The organism is Arthrobacter sp. R-11 (genome assembly GCF_049913155.1).
Lineage (GTDB): Bacteria > Actinomycetota > Actinomycetes > Actinomycetales > Micrococcaceae > Arthrobacter.
Genome location: NZ_CP183979.1, coordinates 1,344,786 through 1,368,347 on the forward strand (window position 1 = coordinate 1,344,786; position 23,562 = coordinate 1,368,347).

The 23,562-nt window shown below is 68.0% G+C and carries 16 protein-coding genes; 4 read left to right on the forward strand and 12 right to left on the reverse strand.

What is annotated here, in order from left to right:
• Window positions 1-5: 5 nt before the first annotated feature.
• From ACN9M4_RS05995 to nirB, 3 genes are read right to left on the reverse strand one after another with little or no spacing between them, the layout of a single operon-like run.
• Window positions 6-1,172, reverse strand: coding sequence for a uroporphyrinogen-III synthase (locus tag ACN9M4_RS05995; protein WP_426303408.1), 1,167 nt, complete (start codon window positions 1,170-1,172; stop codon window positions 6-8).
• A 28-nt stretch (window positions 1,173-1,200) separates the two neighbouring features.
• Window positions 1,201-2,235 (reverse strand): uroporphyrinogen-III C-methyltransferase, encoded by a 1,035-nt coding sequence (gene cobA / locus ACN9M4_RS06000; RefSeq protein ID WP_426302639.1) that lies wholly within the window; start codon window positions 2,233-2,235, stop codon window positions 1,201-1,203.
• A gap of 2 nt (window positions 2,236-2,237) precedes the next feature.
• Window positions 2,238-4,868 carry a nitrite reductase large subunit NirB gene (gene nirB, locus ACN9M4_RS06005; protein WP_426302640.1) on the reverse strand — a complete coding sequence of 877 codons (2,631 nt, stop codon included), beginning with the start codon at window positions 4,866-4,868 and terminating at the stop codon, window positions 2,238-2,240.
• A gap of 244 nt (window positions 4,869-5,112) precedes the next feature.
• Between nirB and nirD the strand changes: the two genes are divergently transcribed.
• Window positions 5,113-5,475: a nitrite reductase small subunit NirD gene (nirD, locus tag ACN9M4_RS06010; protein ID WP_426302641.1), complete on the forward strand. Its 363-nt coding sequence runs from the start codon at window positions 5,113-5,115 to the stop codon at window positions 5,473-5,475.
• Between the two features lie 3 nt (window positions 5,476-5,478).
• On the opposite strand, the gene ACN9M4_RS06015 is transcribed toward nirD, so the two are convergent.
• From ACN9M4_RS06015 to ACN9M4_RS06030, 4 genes are all read right to left on the reverse strand, one after another.
• On the reverse strand, window positions 5,479-7,251 hold the full coding sequence (locus ACN9M4_RS06015) for a phospho-sugar mutase (protein ID WP_426302642.1): 1,773 nt from the start codon (window positions 7,249-7,251) through the stop codon (window positions 5,479-5,481).
• A 27-nt stretch (window positions 7,252-7,278) separates the two neighbouring features.
• Window positions 7,279-8,958: a glycoside hydrolase family 32 protein gene (locus ACN9M4_RS06020; protein ID WP_426302643.1), complete on the reverse strand. Its 1,680-nt coding sequence runs from the start codon at window positions 8,956-8,958 to the stop codon at window positions 7,279-7,281.
• A 111-nt stretch (window positions 8,959-9,069) separates the two neighbouring features.
• On the reverse strand, window positions 9,070-10,671 hold the full coding sequence (locus tag ACN9M4_RS06025; protein ID WP_426302644.1) for a glycoside hydrolase family 68 protein: 1,602 nt from the start codon (window positions 10,669-10,671) through the stop codon (window positions 9,070-9,072).
• Between the two features lie 256 nt (window positions 10,672-10,927).
• Window positions 10,928-12,469 (reverse strand): glycoside hydrolase family 68 protein, encoded by a 1,542-nt coding sequence (locus ACN9M4_RS06030; protein ID WP_426302645.1) that lies wholly within the window; start codon window positions 12,467-12,469, stop codon window positions 10,928-10,930.
• A gap of 560 nt (window positions 12,470-13,029) precedes the next feature.
• On the opposite strand from ACN9M4_RS06030, the gene ACN9M4_RS06035 reads away from it, so the two are divergent.
• Window positions 13,030-13,707 carry a hypothetical protein gene (locus ACN9M4_RS06035; protein ID WP_426302646.1) on the forward strand — a complete coding sequence of 226 codons (678 nt, stop codon included), beginning with the start codon at window positions 13,030-13,032 and terminating at the stop codon, window positions 13,705-13,707.
• A 13-nt stretch (window positions 13,708-13,720) separates the two neighbouring features.
• On the forward strand, window positions 13,721-14,998 hold the full coding sequence (locus ACN9M4_RS06040) for an Ig-like domain-containing protein (protein WP_426302647.1): 1,278 nt from the start codon (window positions 13,721-13,723) through the stop codon (window positions 14,996-14,998).
• A 2-nt stretch (window positions 14,999-15,000) separates the two neighbouring features.
• Here ACN9M4_RS06040 and ACN9M4_RS06045 read toward each other — a convergent pair whose 3' ends face one another.
• Window positions 15,001-15,819, reverse strand: a complete 819-nt coding sequence (locus tag ACN9M4_RS06045) for a purine-nucleoside phosphorylase (RefSeq protein ID WP_426302648.1) — start codon at window positions 15,817-15,819, stop codon at window positions 15,001-15,003.
• 122 nt (window positions 15,820-15,941) lie between these two features.
• On the opposite strand from ACN9M4_RS06045, the gene ACN9M4_RS06050 reads away from it, so the two are divergent.
• Window positions 15,942-17,357 (forward strand): NAD(P)H-quinone dehydrogenase, encoded by a 1,416-nt coding sequence (locus tag ACN9M4_RS06050; protein ID WP_426302649.1) that lies wholly within the window; start codon window positions 15,942-15,944, stop codon window positions 17,355-17,357.
• Window positions 17,358-17,383: 26 nt separating this feature from the next.
• Here the strand turns inward: ACN9M4_RS06050 and ACN9M4_RS06055 are convergent, their stop codons facing one another.
• From ACN9M4_RS06055 to ACN9M4_RS06070, 4 genes are read right to left on the reverse strand one after another with little or no spacing between them, the layout of a single operon-like run.
• Entirely contained in the window at window positions 17,384-18,133 is a 750-nt protein-coding gene (locus ACN9M4_RS06055; RefSeq protein WP_426302650.1) for an MBL fold metallo-hydrolase, read from the reverse strand.
• A 51-nt stretch (window positions 18,134-18,184) separates the two neighbouring features.
• The gene (locus ACN9M4_RS06060; protein WP_426302651.1) at window positions 18,185-19,738 is read right to left on the reverse strand and encodes an FAD-dependent oxidoreductase; all 1,554 of its coding nucleotides are present in this window, start codon (window positions 19,736-19,738) and stop codon (window positions 18,185-18,187) included.
• Window positions 19,735-21,987 (reverse strand): molybdopterin oxidoreductase family protein, encoded by a 2,253-nt coding sequence (locus ACN9M4_RS06065; RefSeq protein ID WP_426302652.1) that lies wholly within the window; start codon window positions 21,985-21,987, stop codon window positions 19,735-19,737. The genes ACN9M4_RS06060 and ACN9M4_RS06065 overlap by 4 nt, the downstream gene beginning before the upstream one ends.
• A 1-nt stretch (window position 21,988) precedes the next feature.
• Window positions 21,989-23,395, reverse strand: a complete 1,407-nt coding sequence (locus tag ACN9M4_RS06070) for an MFS transporter (protein ID WP_426302653.1) — start codon at window positions 23,393-23,395, stop codon at window positions 21,989-21,991.
• Window positions 23,396-23,562 lie beyond the last annotated feature (167 nt).

Genomic DNA, 23,562 nt, shown 5'->3' on the forward strand with positions numbered 1-23,562 from the left:
ACGCCTCAGACGCGCAGGCGATAGCCCCGTTTCACTACGGTTTCCACGAGGCTGCCGTCGGGCAGCGCGGAACGTAGGCGGCTGACCGTCATGTCCAGCGCGTGCACTGAGCCGCGCAGTTCGAGCAGTTCCGACAGCGACTCCCGGGAGAGCACCGCGCCGCCAGCCCCGAGCAGGGCCCGCAGGAGCAGCAGGGGAGCCGGGGCAAGGTCCACCACTTCCCCGTCGATCTTCAAGCAGCGGCCGCGCAGCTCCACGTGTCCGGCCTTGGTGGCCAGGCGCCGCACATGGTTCAGGGCCAGGTGCTCGGTGACCAGGCGGATCAAGGCACCCATGCGGTAGCGGTCCGGAATCAGCGGGGACAGTCCGGCGTCGACCAGCGGCTGGGCCGTGACGGGCCCGACGGCGGCAACGGTCACGTGGGTTTTGAGCGCTTCGATCAGTTGCTGGTACATGCCCATCTCGTGGGCGGTGCTCCACAGCGCGTCCACGGCGGGGGCGCTGGTGAAGGTGAGCACGTCCAGCTTGCCGCCGCAGGCAGCATCAATCAGCCGCGGAAGCTTGTCGCTGCCATCGGGTTTCACCCAGCGGTACGGGGTGACGGTCAGGACCTTCGCACCGGACATGCGCAGCCGTTCCAGCTGGCGGACGTCCGTGTAGCCGTGCAGCTGGACTGCCACCGTCTTGCCGCGCACACCCTCGTGGAGGAGCATGTCCACCAGCGTGGCGGTGGTCTCGTCGCTGCTGATCCCGACGTCGGCCAAGCCGGCCGCGCGGACGGCACCGCGGGCCTTGGGTCCGCGGACGAACATGCGGGTGGCGGAGAGAACCTCAAGCAGCTGTTCGCCGATGCCGAAGGAATCCGCGGCCTCGCACCAGCGGCGCATACCGTAGGCGGTGGTGGCGATGCAGATGTCCGGGCGCGCCTCGATGATGGCACGGGTGTCCTCGATCAGGGCGGTGTCTTCCTGCACCGGGGCGATTTTCAGCGCGGGGGCGTGCAGTACCTCGGCTCCGCGGCGTTCGAGGGCTTCGATCAGGTCGCGGGAGCGGCGGTGCGAAGTCACACCGATCAAGAAGCCGTCCAGCGGAGTGTCCGCGGCGGATTCGACGGCGGCAAGCGGCGTGGTTTCCTCCGTGGGCGTGTTAATCGCGGCTCCATCGGCGGTCATGGTGGACATGGTGCTCATGTGGGTCCCTTCAGGCTTCAATAAGCGAAGCTGCGAGGCGGTTCAGGTCAGCGGAGGCAGCGGCATGATTACGGCTGGCCATTGCCACCCCGACCACCTCGCCGATGACCAGGACGGCCGGGTTGCTGCAGCCTGCGGCCGCGGTTTCGATCGTACCGAGTTCAGCGATGGTGGTCCGTTGGCCGGGACGGTAGCCCCGTTCGACGACGGCCATCGGCATGTCCGCCCGCATGCCGGCGCGGCGGAGGCCCGCTGCCAGCTGCGGAAGCGTTCCGATGCCCATCAGCACCACGATGGTGCCGCCCAGGCCGGCCAGGTGGGTGTGCTCGTCCTCGGTCAGTGGGGCGTGGCCGGACACCACCGTGAACATGTGGCTCACTTCGCGGTGGGTGACCGGGATGCCTGCAGCCGCCGGCACGGAAATAGCGCTGGTGACCCCGGAAATGACGTTCACCGGAACACCGGCGGCCACACAGGCGGCCACTTCCTCGCCGCCGCGGCCGAACACGAACGGGTCCCCGCCCTTGAGCCGCACCACGTTCTCGCCGGCCAGTGCCGCCTCCACCATGAGCTTCTCGATGTCGCACTGGGTCACCTTGTGGTGGCCCGGCTGCTTGCCGACGTCCACCAACCTGCCGCTGCTCAGCCGCTCCAGCTCCTGGTACGGGGCCAGGCGGTCGTAGAAGACGACGTCGGCGTCGCGCAGGGCGGTGACGGCACCGACCGTGAGCAGGTCCAGGGTGCCGGGGCCGCCGCCGACGAGGGTCACCTGGCCTGCCGGGCCTGCCGCGGGTTCCGCTGCCACCAGAATGCCGGCCGCACGCGAACGCTGCAGCAGCGGCTCCCAGCCGGGCTGGCCGTCGTCGACGGCGGCAATCAGGAAGGGACGCTCGGGTAGCGGGCCGTCGCCGGGTGCGCCTTCGGGAACGCTGAGCCGGAAGACCCGGGCGCCGGCGGCCTCGTAGCGGCGGACCGCCTGGCGGGCGGCGGTTTCGGAGCCGGTGACGAGGACGTCGCGGCCGGTCAGGTCGATGCTGAGCTGCATGGTCAGTTCTCCTTGCCGCGGACGGGGATGGTGGCGCCGATGAGGACGCGGCCCTTTTCTTCGTTGGTGGCCGGACGGATCTGCCCGCGCTCGTCCGGTACGAACGTGATGGAGTCGTCCTTCTGGTCGGGGGCGTTGACAAAGGAACGGAAACGGCGCAGGCGCTCCGGGTCCTTCAACGTGTCTGCCCATTCGTCGACGTAGGTGTCCACGTGTTTGGCCATGGCGGCCTCGAGTTCCTCGGCGATGCCGAGGGTGTCGTGGACCACCACGTCTTCGACGTGCTTGATGCCGCCGTCGAGTTCTTCCTGCCAGCGTGCGGTGCGTTGGAGGCGGTCGGCGGTGCGGATGTAGTACATGAAGTAGCGGTCGATGTATTTGATGAGGGTGTCGTCGTCCAGGTCTTTGGCCAGGAGCTGGGCGTGGGCGGGGGTGGCGCCGCCGTTGCCTCCGACGTAGAGGTTCCAGCCGTCGGCGGTGGCGATCACGCCCACGTCCTTGCCGCGGGCTTCGGCGCATTCGCGGGCGCAGCCGGAGACGCCCATTTTGAGTTTGTGCGGGCTGCGCAGGCCGCGGTAGCGCAGTTCCAGGTTGATGGCCATGGCCACGGAGTCCTGCACGCCGTAGCGGCACCAGGTGGATCCGACGCAGGACTTCACGGTGCGCAGGCTCTTGCCGTAGGCCTGGCCGGATTCGAAGCCGGCGTCCACCAGTTCCTTCCAGATCTCCGGGAGCTGTTCGAGCCGGGCACCGAACATGTCGATCCGCTGCCCGCCGGTGATCTTCGTGTACAGCCCGTACTTCTCTGCGACGGCCGCGATGACACCGAGCTTCTGCGGGGTGATCTCGCCGCCGGCGATGCGGGGGACCACGGAGTAGGTGCCGTCCTTCTGCATGTTCGCGAGGGCACGGTCGTTGGTGTCCTGCAGGGTGCCGCGGCCGGCGTCGAGCACGTAGGCGCTGTTCTGGCTGGCCAGGATGTTGGCGATGGTGGGTTTGCAGATGTCGCAGCCTGCGCCGGTGCCGTATTTGGCCATGATGTCTTCGAAGGAGGTCAGTTCCAGGATGCGGATGGTTTCGAAGAGTTCCTGGCGGGAGAGGCTGATGTGTTCGCACAGGGCCTTGGAGACTTCGACGCCGGACTTGGTCAGTTCGGTTTCGAGGAGTTTCTTGAGCATGGGCACGCAGGAGCCGCATTGGGTGCCGGCCCTGGTGCAGGACTTGAGTTCGCCGAGCTCCTGCACGGGGGCTTGGCCGTCGCAGGCGCCGCAGCCGTTGATGGCGTCCCGGATGGAGCCGGCGGCGACGTTGTTGCAGGAGCACAGGATGGCGTCGTCGGGCAGTTCGGTGTCGGGGGCGTCGCCGCCGCCGGCGGCGGAGAGGAAGGCGCCGGGTTCGGCCGGGAGTTCGCGGCCCAGGAGCGGGCGCAGGCTCATGTAGGGGGTGGCGTCGCCGACGAAGATGCCGCCGAGGAGGGTCTTGGCGTCGTCGGTGGTGACGATTTTCTGGTAGACGCCGCGGGCGGGGTCGGCGTAGACGATTTCCAGGGCGTGTTCGGTCTTGGCGAACGCGTCACCGAAGCTGGCCACGTCCACGCCGGAGAGCTTGAGTTTGGTGGCGGTGTCGAACCCCGGGAAGGTGGCCGCCCCGCCGTGGAGGCGGTCGGCGACGATCTCCGCCATGGTGTTGGCGGGGGCAACCAGGCCCATGGTCATGCCGCCGAAGTTGGCCACCTCGCCGATGGCCCAGACGTTCTCGACAGCCGTGCGGCAGTGGTCGTTGATGACCACACCGCCCTTGGGGCCGAGTTCGAAAAGGGGAGCCACGCCGTCGGCCGTGCCGTCCGCATCGCGGAACAGCTCGTCGCGGGCGCGGATGCCGATCGATGCGATCACCATGTCCGCCGGGATGACCGTGCCGTTCTTCAACAGCACGCCGGTGACCTGGCCGTCGTCGTCGGAAAGAACCTCGGCCGGGTAGCTGCCGGTGTGCACTTCCAGGCCCTTCGCCGAGACGAGGCGGCCGAGCGCCTGGCCGGCGCCCTCGTCCAGCTGGGCGTTCATGAGCCAGCGCGAGCCGTTGACGATGGCGGCCTCGGCACCGAGTTCCATGGTGCCGGCCGCGGCTTCCAGTCCGAGCAGGCCGCCGCCGATGGTCACGGTGCGGACCTTGCGGCCCAGCTTCTCGCCGAGCTCGGCCACCGTCTTGTTGATGTTCCAGACGTCGTCCAGGGTGCGGTAGACATGGGCGAGCTCGCCGCCGGGGAAGGGGAGCTTCGCGGCGTCGGAGCCAGTGGCGACCACCAGGTGGTCGTAGGGGTAGCTGGCGCCGGTGGAGGTCTGCACGGTCTGCGCGGTGGTGTCGATGCCAATAACGCGTTCGCCGGTGCGCAGGGTGATCGACTCGTGCTCCCACATGGCGGTATCGCCCATGGTGAGGTCGTATTCCATATCGCTCAAGGCCTTGCTCAGTGCCACGCGATCGTAGGGGAGGTGGACCTCCTCCGCAAGGACCGTCAGATGCCAGCCCTCGAGACCGCGGGTATGCATGGCATCCGTGAAGCGGTGGGCGGCGGGGCCGCCGCCGGCGACGACGATGCGCCGGGTCTCAGGGGCGTTGGTGGATCCGGTCATTGCTGGCCTTTCGCAGGATTTGCGGAATAGGGTGCTCCGCGGCTGGTCATATCAGCGTACGGACGGCCAGTTTCGCCTCAGTTTCCCGATTGTTTCGTGGGTTTAACTTCTGGGTCACGCTTGCATTTCGGGCGCCGTGAGCACTCTTTTACGTGCCGGACACACGGCGGGCCTTCCGGTGAAACGTGCCCGGCCTACCGTTTTCTTATCCAGCAGCAATCCCGGCAAGGCGAGAGGAAGAGACATGACGGCAGTACTGGAACGCGAAACACGTACGGCCCCTGCGGCAGGCTGGCACCGCGTCTGCCCGCTGAATGAACTCGAGCCGGCCTGGGGCGAAGCGGCCTTCATCGACGGTTTGCAGCTGGCGCTGTTCCGGCTGCCCTCCGATGAGGTCTACGCCGTAGCCCAGCAGGATCCCGCCACCCTGGCCAACGTCATGGCCCGCGGCATCATCGGCTCCCGCGGTAGCAGCCCCACCATCGCCTCGCCGCTGCACAAAGAGGTCTACGACCTGCGCACGGGCGAGTGCTTCAGCAATCCCGGTCTGCGCCTAGCTACTTACGGCGCACGGATCGTGGACGGCTACATCGAAGTGGAGTTGTAGGCCTTACAGCCCCAGCGCTTCCCGCACGTCCGCCAGGATCCGGTCCAGGGCAGTCCGTGCCGCGGCGCGGGCCTCGGGCAGTTCCGCGGCCGACTCCACCGGAACGATCACCTCCAGATAGCACTTGAGCTTCGGCTCGGTGCCGCTGGGGCGGATGATCACCCGGCTCTGGTCCCGGGTCAGGTACAGCAGCCCGTCCGTGGGCGGAAGTTGTTCGCTGCCCTCGGAAAGATCCGTGAACTGCTCGACGGCGGAGCCTCCGAAGGCCTCGGGCGGATCTGAACGCAGGCGGTTCATCATCGCGTCCAGGAGGCCGAGGTCCGCCACCCGGATGCTGAGCTGGTCGCTAGCGTGCAGGCCATGCATCAGGTAGAGCTCGTCCAGGGTGTCGAAGACCGTCTGTCCCGCCGCCTTCGCAGCCGCGGCCAGCTCGGCGATCAGCAGGGACGCCGAAATTCCGTCCTTGTCCCGCACCAGCTCCGGCGCCACGCAGTAGCCCAGGGCTTCCTCGTAGCCGTACACCAGGCCGGGAACGCGGGAGATCCATTTGAAGCCGGTAAGGGTTTCCTCGTGCGCGGCGCCCGCGGCCGCTGCGATCCGGGACAGCAGCCGCGAAGACACAATCGAGTTGGCGAAGACTGCCTGCGACGCGGCGGGCTCGTGACCGGCGTCGTTGTTTCCGGCGGATCGCGCCACCACATGCGCGCCGAGCAGCGCCCCCACTTCGTCGCCGCGCAGCATCCGCCACGCCCCGCTCTCGGGGTCCCGGGCAGCGACGGCGGCACGGTCGGCGTCGGGATCGTTGGCCAGCACGATGTCCGCGTCGAGCCGGTCCGCGGCCGCCAATGCCAGGTCCAGCGCCCCGGGTTCCTCGGGGTTCGGGAAGCTCACCGTGGGGAAGTCCGGGTCCGGCAGGGCCTGTTCTTCGACGAGGCTCACATCGTGGAAGCCCGCGTCCTTGAGCACTGAGACAGCGGTCTCGCCGCCCACGCCGTGCATCGGGGTCAGCACGATCTTCAGTTCCCGTGCCGGGAAGCGTGCGGGATCGGCCAGGGCGACGACGGCGGCCCGGTAGTCCTCCGAGATCGACTCCGGCAGCACGGTCCAGCCGTCTTCTGCCAGGGCAATCGTCTCGAGGCCGCCCACCGCTTCGATAAACGCTGCGATCCGGGCATCGTAGGGTGCCACGATTTGGGCCCCCCGACCGCTTTCCTCCACGGCCCGGCCGCCCAGGTAGACCTTGTAGCCGTTGTCCTGCGGCGGGTTGTGGCTCGCGGTGACCATCACGCCGCCGTCGCAATCGAGCGCGCGGACGGCATAAGCCAGTAGGGGAGTGGGCAGGGCCGAGGGCATCAGGAACGTTTCGATCCCCGCAGCCGTGAAGATCGCCGCGGTTTCGGCGGCGAACACATCGGAGTTGTGGCGGGCGTCGTAGCCGACGACGGCGCGTGGCCGGGTGCCGGGGGCAGCCGCGGCAACGGCGTCGTTGACGAACGCGGCCAGCCCTGCCGCTGCGCGCCGCACCACCACGCGGTTCATCCGGTTCGGGCCGGGTCCGAGGGCCGCCCGGAGACCTGCCGTGCCGAACTGCAGGGTTCCGTTGAAGCTGTCTTCAAGCTGTTGGCGGGCTGCCGGGATTCCTTCGGCGGCCCGGTCGGCGAGCTCGTCCAAAGCTGCGGCGGTCACCGGATCCGGATCCTGCCGGGCCCACACACGGGCCGCGGAGATCAACTGGTCGAAAACTGACTGCTCAGGGGCGGCATCGCTCGATGTCATAGGAACAAAACTATCCGCAATGCCTTCTTAACTGGCAACGCGGGTGGAAGCGATCGTCACCTTTGCGCGGCCTCCGCGGCTGAACGCCAGGGTTTCCGTGTCGTCCCACGCCGGGTAGAAAGCGTCCGTGATGGCGACGGTCCCCTCCGGGGTGAAGACCTCTACGGAGGAGGAATCGAGCAGGATCCGCAGGCGGACTTTGCCGTCCTTCAGCGGGACCCGGGCCTGGTGGTAGGGGCTGAACAACGGAGAGAAATTGCTGGTGCCGGCCTCGGAACGATCCACCTTCAGGGTGCCGGTTCCACGCTCGTAGGAGATGCGCAGTCCCCGCTTTCCGTCCGCGGAGCCGCGCAGCACCAGTCCCGCTTCGGAGGCCTCGCCCGGTTCGAGTTCGACGTCGAGAAGCTGGGTGCGGGCGCTGAAGTCGCCCCCGAGCGGTTCAAAGCCCGGTTCGGCAGAACCTGCGACGGTGAGGTCTTTGCGCCGGACCTCACCGCCGGCCGCCCTGCCGAGCGCTTCGGCGGCCGCGCCGGCGATGCCCGAACGCAAGGCGTAACGGCCGCCGTCGCGCACCAGTTCCAGTTCCCGCGGGACGGCCATGGCTCCGCGCCAGGGCGTGGTGGGCACGTGCTGGGCGTAGTCCCAGTTGCCCATCCAGCCAAGGAGCACGGGCTTGCCGCCGGGGGCGCCGTTGATCGAGTTCGCAGCGTAGAAGTCCGCGCCATAATCCAGCCACTGGGAATCGCTCAACGGGGCGCCGGGCGCGGCTGCGTTTTCGGCGGTGAACTTCCGGCCGTCGAACTCACCCACGAAGTACTGCATGCCGGAGCCCCCGGCGATGCCGCCGGGGTTGATGCTGAGCAGCATGACCCACTTCTTCAGGCCGCTTCCGTTGTCATTGCCGCCGCCGGCTACATCCATCTGGAGCAGCTCGGGCACTTCCCACAGCCCGCCCTGGGCGCCGACCCCGGAGAAGTCGCTCAGGAACTCCCAGTGCAGCAGGTCGGTGGACTTGAACAGCTTTACCACCTGGGCGTCGGCCACCACCGTGGTCATCACCCAGTATTTGCCGGGCTCGTACCAGGTGAGCTTGGGGTCGCGGAAGTTCTTGGAACTCGGGGCAAGGTCCAGCACGGGGTTGCCCTTGTACTTCTGCCAGCTCTTGCCGTGGTCCAGGCTGTAGGCCAGGGACTGGGCCTGGATGCCGGCCGGGCGCGCGCCGCCCTTGCCGTAGGCGCTGGTGTACAGGGCCACCATGGGCGGGTCCCCGGCACTGCCGAGCCCGGAGGCGTTGTCCTTGTCGAGCACGATCGAGCCGGAGAAGATCTCTTCGGCCTCGCTCGCCTCCATGGCCACCGGCTGCTGGGTCCAGTGGACGAGGTCGGTGCTGGTGGAGTGGCCCCAGGACATGTTGCCCCAGGAGTTGCCATGCGGATTGTGCTGGTAGAAGGCGTGGTACGTGCCGTTTTCGTACACCAGGCCGTTGGGGTCGTTGATCCAGTTCCGTTCCGCGCTCAGGTGGACGCCGGGCCGCCAGGGATCACCCGCGGAGGGCGCCGCGGCAGAAGCGGCCGACGGCGTGTCCGGCGTCGGGGGTTGCGGCGTTGAAACGTCCGGTGCGGTGCACCCTGCAGTCAAGGCGACGACGACGGCGGCTGCCGCGCAGAGTGCCGGGCGGAAAGTCTTGGCGGGGTTCTGGAAAAACATGGAATCAAATCCTGGAGCTGGAAGCGGAAAGGGGACCCCCGATGGTGCCGGAGGTCCCCGCCGGTGCGGGGCAGACGGTTCGCTGCGCCCGCCCCGCTGGTTTGTTGCGGCCTACTTGTAGAGGCCTTCACCGCCAACGCGGACGTTGGTGGGGAGGTAGCCGAACGGGCCGAGGCCGTTCTGGCCGAAGCTGCGGTCCACCTGGGTCACGCCGCCCTTGAAGTTGATCTTCACGGTCGGGGCGAGGGAGCCGCCGCGCACGCCATTGACGTTGTCAATGAAGGACTGCACCAGACCGCCCGGCTGCACGTAGTGCGAGTAGGCCTGGAACTGGCGGCCATTCTGCTTTGCGGAGGGGCTCTCCGGAGCGTTTGCCGGCAGGTTCAGGTCGGTCGGGGAACCGAGGGCGAGGCCGCTGTTGTTCACGGGCTGGAAATCGGAGCGGATGCCGTCGCCGACGAAGCCGTACACGCCGTCAGGGCCGCGCATGCCGTCGGAGTAGGTGAACTGGTGGCTGATGGTGAACAGGTAGTACTTGTTCTTGCCGTCTTCGTTCTGGATGTAGATCTGCGGACGCTCGGTCTGGTCGTTGACGCAGTTGGCGGACAGGATCGGCGGCAGGAACTTCCACTTGGTCAGGTCCTTGTTTTCCGCCACGGCCAGGCCGACGTTGGCGGTCTGGTACCAGGCACCCGTGGTGTTGTTCAGGGTGTTGAGGTCCTCGGCGTGCGGGTCGCCCGGGCGGTAGCCCAGGTCTTCCTGCTTGCAGCGGTAGTCGCCGCGCTTGGCGCCGGTGTTGCCTTCGAAGACCATGAAGGTCTTGCCCGGCTGGGCCGGGTCAACGAAGGTGTACGGGTCGCGGAAGGCGAAGCCCGGGTTCTGGGCCTTGGTCTGGTACAGCTTTCCGTCCGGTTCCAGCAGCTTGGTGTGCTTGAAGCCGTCGAAGGTGACGCCGTTCTTGTCGGCGTGGATGTTGCCCAGGGCCTTGGCAATCACGGCGTCCGGGGCGATTCCGCCGCCACCTGCATTGCGCTCGGCAATGTCGTAGAACGTGGTGGCCGTGTAGAACACGTTCACGTGGTCACCCTGCATGAGGCGGGTGGAACCGGACCATTCGGTGTTGCCGATGGAGCTGTTGGGCAGGAACAGGTGTCCGCCGTAGTTCCACTTGTCCTTGGCCGGGTCCGCGTTGGTCTTGCGGAAGAAGTAGCCGATCCGGGCGTTCCAGTGGCGCTGGTCGAAGCCGTAGCCGGCGTGGCGGTCAGCCACCAAGGAGAAGATGACGTCCCAACCCTTGTAGCTGATCTGGTTGGCGTTCTCATCGGTCAGCGACCAGGTGTCCCAGACCCACACGTCGTCGTTCATGGCCGGGAAGTCCTGGGGGATTTCCGGCATGGTGACGTCGGGGCTCATGGAGTTTTCGCCCGCGGCCACGTTGGGGTTGCTCTGGGCCATGATCTGCTTGGCGTCCGCACGGGTCCACTTGGCCGTGAAGTCCGCGGCCGGGTCGTAGGCCTTCTGCGTGTGGACGGAGGGCAGCGGGAAGCCGGCGGTGGGTGCCGGCATGGTGCTCGACGGCGGATCGGACGGGATGTTTGCCTGTGCGGCCGCGGAGGCCAACAGGACCGAGGCGGCGACGCTCGCGGCTGCCGTGACGGCCACGGCAGTACGCAGGCGGCGGCGCGGCCGTGCGGGGGTTGAGTGAGTGCTCATGCTTTTGCTCTTCTCGCGGAGTTGTATTTCGTGGAAGACGGGCCGGGGCCCTGGTCCGGTCCCTGCCGGGTATACACGCCTGTTGGGAGCGACGGCGGGGGACCGGTTACCGACGGGGCCTCCGTGCGGAGGCCTCGCCGGCCGCGCCGGACATGGTGGTCCGGCGCAGGTCTTTGGGGCGGCGGGCGTTCAGGCAGCCCGCCGCGGCGGTTTGGAAATGGCTGGGTTTGGAGTGCCTGCTTGGGAAGCTGCCGGCCTAGTAGTGGCCGTTGCCGCCTGCCTGGATGTTGCTGGGGATGAAGCCGTAGGGGCCGAGGCCGTTCCGGCCGAAGCTGCGGTCAACCTGGCTGACGCCGCCCTTGAAGTTGAGCTTGACGGTGGGGGCCAAGGTGCCGCCGCGGCGGCCGTCGACGTTGTCGATGAAGGACTCCACCAGGCCGCCGGGCATCACGTAGTGGGAGTAGGACTGGAACTGGCGGGGATTTGCCGCGGGGTCCCAGGACGGGACGGACAGATTCGTCGGGTTGGCCAGGGCGAGGCCGCTGTTGTTGAGCGGCTGGAAGTCGGAGCGGATGCCGTCTCCGACGAAGCCGTACACGCCGTCGGGGCCGCGGAGGCCCGCCGCGTAGGTGAACTGGTGGCTGATGGTGAACAGGTAGTACTTGTTCCTGCCGTCCTCGTTCTGGATGAAGATCTGGGGGCGCTCGGTCTGGTCGTTGACGCAGTTGGCGGACAGGATCGGCGGCAGCAGCTTCCAGGAGTCCAACTTCTTGCTGTCGGCCACGGCCAGGCCCACGTTGGCGGCCTGGAAGCGGGCGCCGGAATCGCTGACGGCCTTGGGGTCTTCGCCGGAACCGCCGAGGTCGGCCGCGCTGCACTGGAGTTCGCCGGCCTTGCCGCCGGTGTTGCCTTCAAAGACCATGAAGGTTTTGCCCGGGTACGCGGGGTCTTCGAAGGTGTAGGGGTCGCGGAAGGCGTAGTAGCGGTTCTGCCCGCCGGTCTGGTACATCTTGCCGTCCGGCTCCAGGAGCTGGGTGTGCTTGGTGAAGCCTTCGATGCTGACGCCCTTCGCGTCGGCCTTGAGCCTGCCTTCGCTCTTGGCGATCACGGACTTCATGGGGGCGCCGGTTCCGGGGTAGTCGGTCACGGCGGTGTAGAAGGTGGCCAGCTTCCCGCCCTCAAGGATGCGGGTGGATCCGGACCACTCCGCCTTGCCCAGCGTGGTGCCGTCGCGGAAGAGGTGTCCGCCGTACACCCAGTCGCTCTCCGGATGGCCGGCCGGCCGGAACCAGTAGCCGATCCGGGCGTTGAAATGCCGCTCGTCGAAGGAATAGCCGGCTTTGGGGTCGGCGACGAGGGAGAACACCACGTCCCAGCCCTTGTAGGAGACCTGGTTCCCGGACTCGTCCGTCAGCGGCCAGGTGTCCCAGACCCACACCTGCCCTCCGTTGGGGTCCTTCATGACAGGAAAGTCCCGGGGGATCTCCGGCATGGTCACATCGGGGTGCAGGGAGTTGCCCCCGAAGGGAGCGGCAGTGCCCGCCTGGGCCATGATCTGCTTGGCGTCGGCACGGGTCCATTTGGCTGTGAAGGCAGACTCGGGGGCGTATGCCGCCTGGCTGTGGGAGGTAGGCAGCGGGAAGCCGGGGGTGGGGGCGGGCATGCCGTTGGCAGGGGGATCCGCAGGGGTGCCTGCCTGTGCCGGGGCTGCAACCAGCACCGAGGCGGCGACGCCGGCGGCTGCCACCAGGGATGCGGCGGCGCAGAGGCGCCGTGCAGGGGTGGAGGGGATGTTCATTGCTTTCGCTCTTCTCGCGGAGTGTGGACTTCGGGGGACGGGCTAACCGCCCGGGTCTCAACTCCGGCTCCTCGATGACGGTGATGCCGCCTTCGAAGGACGCCATCGTATCGAGTGGCGTTGGCCGTCCGGGGACAGCCAACGTTGGGTTCCGGCGGGGGTAGCCGCCGGAACATTTCCAACGCTTGCACGTTCCCGGCGGGTGGATCAAACCCGGTTTCGGGGGTTCGGGAACGTCCTGTCCGGGATGTCTGACAAATATGCGCAAGCGCTTACATTTCTACATCGCGCGCGTGCCACAACCGGGCCGCCGATGCAAATGTTTCGCATAGATCTGCTTTATTTCGGAGAGTTCATGCACCGTTAATTGTGGGTCCGTTTGACTTGACGGAACCCCTGGATTCTGCGGGGTCGGTGGCCTTCCTGCGCCTCCCGTCCGCCCTTCTGAAGTCCAATCGATGGACGTAGAATGTGGTAGCGGATCTGCCGCTGATCCGGGCCGGCACCGCATACACATCGTGAGCTGGTGCAGCATGTGTGAATTGCCGAAGCGGCGTTTCTTGCCTTCCCTGAACCCGCTGCGCCTGGTGCTTTCCGTCCTGGCCGCCGCCGTCGTTGCGGCGGGCTGGCTCCTTCCCGAACTGGTCTCGGCGATTCCCATCGGCGCCGGACTGCTCACGCTGGTGGCCGCCGTCCTGCTGCCCGCCGTCAAGGAGATCGAGTTCGGGCTGTCGCCGGGCTTCAAACTTTCGCCCGCACTCAAGGACCGTGAGGCCGAACTGCGCAGTGTCTTCGAACGCCAGAAGGGGGACATGGAGTACTGCGCCCACCTGCTGTGCGACAACCCGGAAACCGCCCGGGAGTTGCTTGAAGCAGCCTGGTCCCAGGCGGCCTCGGCATGGAGGGGACCCGTCACGCCGCAGCTGCGCGTCTACACGCTCTGCGTCCTGGTCCGCCTGCTCCGCAAACATGAGATGTGGATGCGGCCCAGCGGCGGCGGTGCGGCGCCGCCGCTTCCTGGCGCCGGTCCACTTGCCAGCCTGACCTTCGACGAACGCATCGTCGTGGTACTGCACGAGTTCGCGAACTTCACCTTTGCGGAAATCGCCGGGATGACGGACCGGACGACGCCGGAAGTCACCGGCGCAATGTCCCACGCCGCCGCGCTGACCCGCGGCCCCTCGCCCGCAGAGAGTCCTCCGGCCGCACCCCGGCAGCTCGAAGAAGGCCCGCAATGACGAAGCGGCAGCCATGAACAGCGAACTGCGGCAGCGGCTCCTGGGCGAGGCCGTCGTCCGGGCCGCCGAGCATCCCGCGGACGTGGCAACGGCCGTCGGCGCCGGCATGGCCAAGGTCAGGCGGAAAATCGCGTGGGGCAGCGTCATCGCGGTGGCCGTTGCCCTCGCCCTGACGGCTGCCTTCGTCGCGTGGCGCATCGCGGTGATCCCGCCGCCGCCGGCCTTGGAATCGATCGCCGTCACCTCCGCCTCGCAGGCGCTGCGACCGGAGGCCACCATCGCCCTCACCGCCACGGGCCGCTACAGCGACGGTTCGAGCCGGCCGCTCGGCGACGGGGTGGAGTGGTCGTCCAGCAACCCAGGGATCGCGACGGTGGACGGGGCCGGCGTCGTAACGGCCGTCGCCGCCGGCAGCGCGGAACTCACAGCGACCCTGGCAGGAGTCTCCGGAAAGCTGACCCTCGCCGTCCTGGGCACGGATGGCGCAGGACTGACCGCACTCCACGTCTCCCCTGAAACGGCGACGGTGGACCCGGGCGGAATCCTGCAGTTGCTCGCCGAAGGCACCTTCAGCGACGGTTCGCGCGGAAACCTCAACGATTCGGCGCTGTGGTCCTCCAGCAACCCGGCCATCGCGAGGGTTGATGGCAGGGGGCTGGTTACTGCCGTCGCACCCGGAACGGCGAGGGTTTCGGCATCGCAGGAGGGGCTGCAGGGCAGTTCCACGATCACCGTGCCGGACGCGCCGAAACCCACCATCACTGCCGTGTCCGTCAACCCTGCACAACTCACGCTCAAGGAAGGCCAAACAGCCCAGCTCGAAGCTGTGGCCACCTACTCGGACGGGACCAGTGCCGCCGTCGGAAACGCCACCTGGGAAACGTCGCCGCCGGGATCGAAAATCGCCGACGTCGACCCAACAGGATTGGTGACTGCCCGCCGTACCGGAAGCCTCGCTGTCGTCGCTACGGTGCCGGGTGCCGACGGGCAACTGCTGCGGGGCCAGGCCGAGCTCACGGTGGTGCCCTCCGTGAAGAGCATCAAGGTCTCGCCGGCGGGGCCGCTGCAACCAGAGCCCGGCGGAAGCGTGCAGCTTCGCGCGGTCGTGTTCTACAGCGACGGCACCACGGGTTCGGACGTCGAATGGTCCTCGGACAGGCCGCTGATTGCTTCCGTCGATGGTTCGGGGCTCGTTACCGGGGTCAGGGAAGGTGATGCCGAGATCACCGCCACGGCGGATGGCGTCACCGGAAACCCGGTGACCGTCCTGGTGCGGACCAGCCCGGACTAAGGTCAGAGCTTCGCGATGATCTCGGCGAGGAGCTTCGAGATCCGCGCGCCCGCGGCTTCTCCGGCTTCGATGACTTCCTGGTGGCTCAGCGGCACCGGGCTGATGCCGGCGGCCAGGTTGGTAACCAGCGAGATGCCGAAAACCTCCATGCCGGCATGGCGGGCCGCTATGGCTTCAAGGGCGGTGGACATGCCCACGAGGTCCGCGCCGATCCGCTTGGCGTACTGCACCTCGGCGGGCGTCTCGTAGTGCGGCCCGGTGAACTGGGCGTACACGCCCTCGTCCAGGGTGGGATCCACTTCGCGCGCCAGGCCCCGGATGCGGGAGGAGTAGAGGTCCGTCAGGTCGACGAACGTGGCGCCTTCCAGCGGAGAGGTTGCAGTGAGGTTGATATGGTCGCTGATCAGCACGGGGGTGCCGGGGGACCAGGCCTCGTTCAGGCCGCCGCAGCCGTTGGTCACCACGAGGGTCTTGCAGCCGGCCGCGGCCGCGGTGCGCACCCCGTGGACCACGGCACGCACTCCCTTGCCCTCGTAGTAGTGGGTGCGCGCGCCCAGCACGAGTGCCCGCTTGCCCTCCTTGGTCAGCACCGAGCGGATCGTGCCCACATGGCCTTCGACGGCGGGTGCGGAGAAACCGGGCACCTCGGCCGCGGTGAGGGTTGCGGTGGTTTCGCCGATGAGATCGGCGGCGGCGCCCCAGCCGGAGCCAAGCACCAGCGCTACGTCGTGGTTTTCGACGCCGGTCTCCGCTGCGATGTAGTCCGCGGCATCCCGGGCGGCTTCGAAGGGATCGGTGTTAAGCAGCTCACTGTTACTCACGGGTACAAGCTACAGGGCGCGCCGCGGTATTGAACAGCGAGGCCGTGCTGAACGGTGAGGCGCAGGCCACTCAGGCGGGGCTTAGTGGCAGCACCCCCGGCAATACGTAACAATTGTTCTTTGTGACCATGCATCCTGACTTCAGTTCACCCCGTATCGCAATTCTTGGTGGAGGTCCTGGTGGCTACGAAGCCGCCATGGTCGCAGCGTCCCTCGGGGCGCAGGTCACCATCATCGAGCGCGCCGGCCTCGGCGGCTCCGCCGTCCTCACCGACGTCGTACCTTCCAAGACCCTGATCGCGACGGCGGACCTCATGACCCGCGTCGGCGAGGCGGGGGAGCTGGGCGTCAAGTTCGCCGTCGACGGCGGCGATGTCGCCCCGCACATGCGGGCGGACCTCGGCCACATCAACGACCGCCTCCTGGGCCTGGCCCGCGAACAGTCAGAAGACATCCACGAGGCCCTGGACCATCTGGGGGTCGAAATTATCATCGGCTCCGGCAAGCTGGTGGACAACCACACCATCGAGGTCCTCACCATCGACGGCACGAAGACCGTCACCGCCGACGCCATCCTGCTGGCCGTGGGCGCGCACCCGCGCGAACTGCCCACCGCCAAGCCCGACGGCGAACGCATCCTGAACTGGGCCCAGCTGTACAACCTCGAGGAACTGCCCGAGGAACTGATCGTGGTGGGCTCCGGCGTCACGGGCGCCGAATTCGCCTCCGCCTACAACGGCCTCGGCTCCAAGGTCACCCTGATCTCCAGCCGCGACCAGGTGCTGCCCGGCGAGGACACGGACGCCGCAGCGGTGCTGGAGGACGTTTTCAAGCGCCGCGGGGTGCGCGTTCTCTCGCGCTCCCGGGCGAACGCCGTCGTGCGCACCGAAACCGGCGTGGAGGTCACCCTCGGCGACGGCACGATGGTGACCGGCAGCCACTGCCTGGTCTGCGTCGGCTCCATCCCGAACACGGCCGGGATCGGCCTGGAGGAAGTCGGCGTGGCGCTCTCCGAATCCGGGCACATCAAGGTGGACGGCGTCTCCCGCACCACGGCCCCGAACATCTACGCCGCCGGCGACTGCACGGGCGTTTTCGCCCTGGCTTCCGTGGCCGCGATGCAGGGCCGCATCGCCATCGCACACTTCCTGGGCGACAGCGTCACCCCCATCAAGCTGCACCAGGTGGCGTCCAACATCTTCACCTCCCCGGAAATCGCCTCCGTGGGCGTCTCCGAGGCGGACCTGGAGTCCGGCAAGTACCAAGGCGACGTCGTCATGCTCTCCCTGCTCAGCAACGCCCGCGCCAAGATGCGCAACACCAAGGACGGCTTCGTCAAGATCATCGCCCGCAAGGGATCCGGCACGGTGATCGGCGGCGTCGTCGTCGGCCCCAACGCCTCCGAGCTGATCTTCCCGATTTCCGTTGCGGTCACCCAGAAGCTGCACGTCGACGACCTCGCCAGCACCTTTACGGTCTACCCGTCGCTGACCGGCTCCATCTCCGAAGCCGCGCGCCGCCTGCACGTGCACATGTAGTCAGCGGTGCGGCTGGCTGCGCAGCCTCATTGGCTGCGCAGTTCCGCCAGGGCCTCCGCCAGCGGCATGTGCAGAGCGGGGCCGTGGCCCGGCAGGATCACCGAGGCGCGAACACTGTCGAGACGAGTTGTCGCGGCCAAAGCAGCAGCAGTGTCTGAGTGGTACATCCGGTGCAGCATCTGGGGCCCGGCGGTTCGGCTGATCGGATGGCCGGTGACAAACGAGTCACCTACGGCGATGGCCCCTGACGCGGGGAGCAGGATCGCAGCGTTGCCTGGCGTGTGGCCCGGGAGGAGGACCGCCTCGGGAGCGCCAGGCAGGTTCCGGAGCCTGTGGGCGTCCCAGGCCTCGGCCCGGGTGGCGGGCTGCGCCTGGAGGGCCTTCGCCTTGATGACGTGGAGCATCCAGCGGAACACCCTGGGACGCCACGCGCGTACCAGCACCTGGCCGAACGTGACCTGATGTTTTTCCCGGCCCTGGACATGCGCCAGTTCCTCCGGGGAACACAGGACGGGAGTACCGAAGGCCTCGGAGAAGTAGGCAGCCGAGCCTGTGTGGTCGACATGTCCGTGCGTAATGAGCACTGCCTTTGCCTCTGGCGGTTCCAAGCCCAGTTCGCGGATGGAGCCAAGCACCAGTTCGCGGTCGGCAGGATAGCCGCTGTCGATCAGCATGAAACCGCTGTGGTCACGGACCACGATCCAGTTCGAAGCCGGTCCTTCGACGAAGTAGACACCTGGCGCAGTCTCTTGGACGCGCGGGGAAAGCTTGGACACCTGCCCATCGTAGCCCGCTGACTCCGCCGGACGGCTGCAAGGAAAGGGGCCCTACGCCGCTACGGCCCCTTGGAAATGTTTTTCGATGACCGCCTTGATGTCGTCGTGGCAGCCGCCGCAGCCGGTGCCTGCCCGGGTTGCCTTGGATACCTCCGGGACCGAGGTGCAACCGGACGCCACGGACTCCTCGATCGCGGCGCCGCTGACGCCCGCGCAACGGCAGACCGTGCGTGCGGGATCGTTGTTGGCGCCAGCGGGCTGGTCCGTCCCGTCCAGGCGCAGCAGCAGCGAACGGTCCGCCGGAAGCTCGGAGCCACGTTCGAACAGGACCACCAGTTCGGCGGCGGTGCGGGGCATTCCCACGGACACCAGGCCCTGCAGCACCCCGCCGCGGGTGGTCATCTTGACGTAGCGGCCGTGGCCGGGATCCGCCCACTGCGCTACTTCGCGGTGCGGCAGCCCGTCCGGCGAGGGGCACAGCAGCTCGTCCCACGGCTCGGCAGAGTTGTCGCCCGCGACGGCCAGGTTGATGCCACGCGCCTTCAGGACCACGACGCCGGTCTGTTCCTTCGCCAGCGACGGCAGGCCGTCCGCGGCCTGTTGGCCGTCCTCGGCGAGGGTTTCCAGGTAGGCGGCGAGCCATTCGGCCTGCCGCCAGCCCGGACCGACCAGGCCCGACGGCGCCGTGGCACCTTTGCAGTCGGGGCAGGACTTGTCCGCGCAGCGCACTTCGGCGCAGTCACCGATGGCGAACATGTGCGGTTCGTGGTGGGTGCGCAGCCGGTGGTCGACGAGGATGCCGGCGGCAACGGGAAGGCCGCAACCCTCGGCCAGTTCGATCCGGGGGCGCACGCCGCAGGAAAGCAGGAGGAGGTCGCCCTCAACGCGGGAGCCGTCGTCGAGCAGCAATGCGGAAAAGGTGCCGTCCGGGCCGTTGTGCTCGACGGCGGTGGAAACCGCGTTGCTGACCACGGAGACGCCTGCCGAGCGCAGTGCGGCGTTCAGCACTGCGCCGCCGCCGCGGTCGATGTTCCGTCCCATGGGGTGCGGTCCGCTGTGCACCACGGTGGTACGGGCGCCTTCCTCGGCCGCGGCCAGGGCGGTTTCCAGGCCGAGGACGCCGCCGCCAAGCACCACCACGCGCTGCCCGGAGGCCACCGCCCGGCGCAGCATTTCGGCGTCGCGCAAGTCGCGCAGGGCGGTGACCCCGGCAGGCAGCACGGGGTGCGCGGGGTCGGGGTTGATGCCGGTGAGGTTGGGGATCACCGGGCGCGCGCCGGTGGCGAAGACGAGGCGTTCGTACCCTTCGGTGCTGCCGTCGGAGAGCACCAGCCGTTGCCGGGCGCGGTCCACCCGCTTGACGGTGACGCCGAGACGGACGTCCACGCCTTCGGCAATGAGCTCGGCGGCATCGGCCATGGCGAGGGCTTCCGCGGTGCTGCGGCCGACGCCGAACTCGGCAACCATCACACGGTTGTACGCCGCTTCGGCCTCCTGGCCGAGGACCATCAGGCTTACGCTGCCGCGGCGCACCGCCGGGAGGAGACCCTCCACCAGGCGGGCTGCTACGGGCCCGAAACCGACGACGACGATGCGCTCGCTCATGATTCCTCCTTGCGGTGCAGTGACAGACTGCGGTGCGACGACAAAGCTGCTGCGGCCAGGGCGGGTTCTGCCGTTATGGCCTTCACCCACACCCGGCTGGTCTTGAATTCCGGCATGCCGGAGATGGGATCGGTGGCCGCCTCGGTGAGGCGGTTGGCGCTGCCTGCTTCGGGGAAATGGAAGGGCAGGAACACGGTGTCAGGCCGGATCGCGGTGCTCACCTCGGCCCGGACCCGGACTTCGCCGCGTTCGTTGCTGACGGTCACCAGCCCGCCGTCTACGATGCCCCGGCGGGCCGCCGTCTCCGGGTGCAGCTGAAGGCGTGCTTCCGGCTGGGAGGTCGAGAGTTCGGCCACCCGGCGGGTCTGTGCCCCGGACTGGTAGTGCTCCAGGAGGCGGCCGGTGGCCAGGGCCAGGGAGTCCGGCTCGGAGGCGCTTGCGAAGTTGCGCTGGGCGCGCTTGGAGGGGGTGACGGCGACCATGGCGGCGCGGCCGTCGGCGTGCGCGAACCCGTCTGCGAAGAGCCGCGGGGTGCCCGTGCTGCCAACGGGGTAGGGCCAGTAGGCGGCCTCGCCGGCGTCCAGCATGTCGTAGTCGATGCCCGAGTAGTCCGCCAGCCCGCCGGCGGAGGCAAGGCGCAGCTCCTCGAAAACAGTGCGGGGGTCGTCGCTGAAGGTGGAGGGGGCATCGAGCAGTTCGGCGAGCCGCGACATCAGCCACAGCTCGGTCCGGACACCCGGGGGCGGGGTCAGGGCCCGGCGGCGCCGGATGACCCGGCCTTCGAGGTTGGTCATGGTGCCTTCCTCTTCGGCCCACTGGGCCACGGGAAGCACCAGGTCCGCTTCGGCGGCGGTCTCGGACATGAAGAAGTCGCAGACCACCAGGAAGTCCAGGCTGCGCAGTCCCTCGATCACGGCACCGGCGTCCGGGGCGGACACCGCCACATTGGCGCCGTGCACGAAAAGGCAGCGGACGCCGTCGGGCTGGCCCAGGGACTTCAGGAATGCGACGGCGGGCAGCCCGGCGCCGGGTATCAGGGCCTCGTCCACGCCCCAGACCTTCGCCATGTGGGCGCGGGCCGCGGGGTCGGTGATCTTCCGGTAGCCCGGAAGCTGGTCGGCCTTCTGGCCGTGCTCGCGGCCGCCCTGGCCGTTGCCCTGCCCGGTGAGGGTACCGTAGCCGCTGCGTGCGGCGCCGGGCAGGCCCAGCAGGAGGCTGAGGTTGATCGCGGCGGTGGCGGTGTCGGTGCCGTCCACGTGCTGTTCGACCCCGCGGCCGCTGAGGATGTAGCAGCCACCGCGGCCCTCGTCCTTGGCGAGGCGGGCGCTCCTGGCCAGCCGGCGCGCAGTTTCGCGGATCAGGGTCGCCGGGACGCCGGTGATGGACTGCACGCGCTCGGGCCAGAACGCGGTGAGGCTGCGCAGCACGGCCTTGTGGCCGTTGGTGCGTTCCTCGAGGAACGCGGCGTCGGCGAGCCCCTCGTGGACCACCACGTGGGAGATGCCCAGGATGAGCGCCAGGTCCGTGCCGGGGAGGGGCTGCAGGTGGATCCCGCCGCCGTTGCCGGTGAACGCCGCAGTGGCGGAGCGGCGCGGGTCCACCACGATCAGCCCGCCGGCGTCCCGTGCACCTTGCAGGTGCTGGACGAACGGCGGCATCGTTTCGGCCACGTTCGAACCCAGCAGCAGGATCACGGAGGCGGAGTCGAGGTCTTCCACGGGGAAGGGGAGGCCGCGGTCGACGCCGAAGGCCCGGTTTCCGGCCGCGGCGGCAGAGGACATGCAGAACCGGCCGTTGTAGTCGATGCGGGAAGTGCGCAGCGCCAGGCGGGCGAACTTCCCCAGTTGATAAGCCTTCTCGTTGGTGAGGCCGCCGCTGCCGAACACGCCCACGGAGTCGTGCCCGTGGCGTGCCCAGCTGTCCTTGACCGCGGCGGTGACGAGCATCAGGGCCTGGTCCCAGCTGACCGGCCGGTGAACGCCGTCGGAGCCTTTGAGCAGCGGCTCGGTGATCCGGCCCGCATGACCCAGAAGTGACGCAGAGGTCCAGCCTTTGCGGCACAGCCCGCCCCGGTTGGTGGGGAACTCGCGGCCGGCCACCTCAAGCAGGGGAGTGGCGGCTGCGCCAGCGCTGTCCGGCGTCGGAACGCCCGCGGCCGGGGACCCCGCCCCCGGCACGGCGGCCGGGGACAGGGTCATGGCGCATTGGAGAGCGCAGTACGGGCAGTGGGTGGCGGTACCGGAGGGCATGTTAGATGTGTCCGATCGAGGTGTTCTTTGCCTTGCGGAGGTAGAAGCTCCAGCAGACGGCGAGCATGACCACGTAGGCCGCGACGAAGCCGTAGAAGGCCGGGGTGTAGGAACCGGAGGCGGTGTTCGAAGCATTCAGCACCTGCGGGATCACGAAGCCGCCGTAGGCGCCGATCGCGGAGATCAGGCCGAGGGAGGAGGACGCAAGGCGCTGGGTGGCCGCCGGTGAGGCGCCGTTGCGGGCTGCGCGGCTGGAGGTGGCGAAGATGACCGGGATCATGCGGTAGGTTGCGCCGTTTCCGAAGCCGCTGGCAACGAAGAGGAACAGGAACAGCACCAGGAAGAGCCAGAAGTTCTTCAGCGGCAGGGTCCAGATCATGGTCAGGGTGATGACGGCCATGGCAGTGAAGGAGGCAACGGTCATCCGGGCACCGCCACGGCGGTCAGCCATGCGTCCACCGTAGGGACGTGCCAGGGATCCGACCAGTGGGCCGAGGAAGGCCAGGGAGAGGGCAACGGCACCGAGGTGGATGGCGGAGAAGTCCGGGAAGTAGTCCTTGATGAGCTTCGGGAAGACACCGGCAAAGCCGATGAACGAACCGAAGGTGCCGATGTACAGGAAGGCCATGATCCACAGGTGCGGTTCCTTGAGGGCGGCGATGGAACCGGCCACATCACCCTTGGCGCTGGTGAGGTTGTTCATGTACTTCCAGGCACCGAAAGCGGCCAGCAGGATGAACGGCACCCAGATCAGGCCGGCGACCGGCAGGTTCGCGGTACCAACGGCGAGCAGCGTCACTGCGATCGGGACCACAAGCTGCGCGACGGCGGCACCCATGTTTCCGCCGGCGGCGTTCAGGCCCAGCGCCCAGCCCTTTTCGCGGGCCGGGTAGAAGAAGGTGATGTTAGCCATGGAGCTGGCGAAGTTACCGCCACCGAAGCCGGCGAGCGCGGCAACCAGCAGCATCACACCGAACGGCGTGTGCGGGTTGGAAACGCACATCGCCAGGCCGATGGAGGGGATCAGCAGGAGCAGAGCCGAGATGATGGTCCAGTTGCGGCCGCCGAACCTCGGAACCATGAAGGTGTACGGGATGCGCAGGGTCGCGCCGACCAGGCTCGGCATCGAGATGAGCCAGAAGATCTCCGAGGTGCTGAGCTTGAATCCTGCGCCGGGGAGCTGGACCACCACGATGGACCAGAGCTGCCAGACCACGAAGCCGAGGAACTCGGCGAAGATGGACCAGTACAGGTTGCGCTTGGCGATGGAACGGCCTTCGGCCTCCCACTGTCCCTTGTTCTCGGCATCCCAGTTGGCGATCCAGCGGCCGGGGCGATGTTCAAGGACGGGTACTGCAAGTTTGGTGGCCTCGTTGCCTTGGGTCTGTGCGCTTTGTTCTACTGTCACGGGATGCCTCCTTGGGGGGACTGGGTACTTCCAAGGTAGGGAGGGCTCGTTTCGGCGACCGGCGCGGTGTGTAAACGTGCTGTGACATTTGCCTATCCGAGGGTGTCGGAGCCGCGTGAGAAACCGTGAGGGCTAGTGTGGCCATGACCAGAGTGTGAGACCCTTCC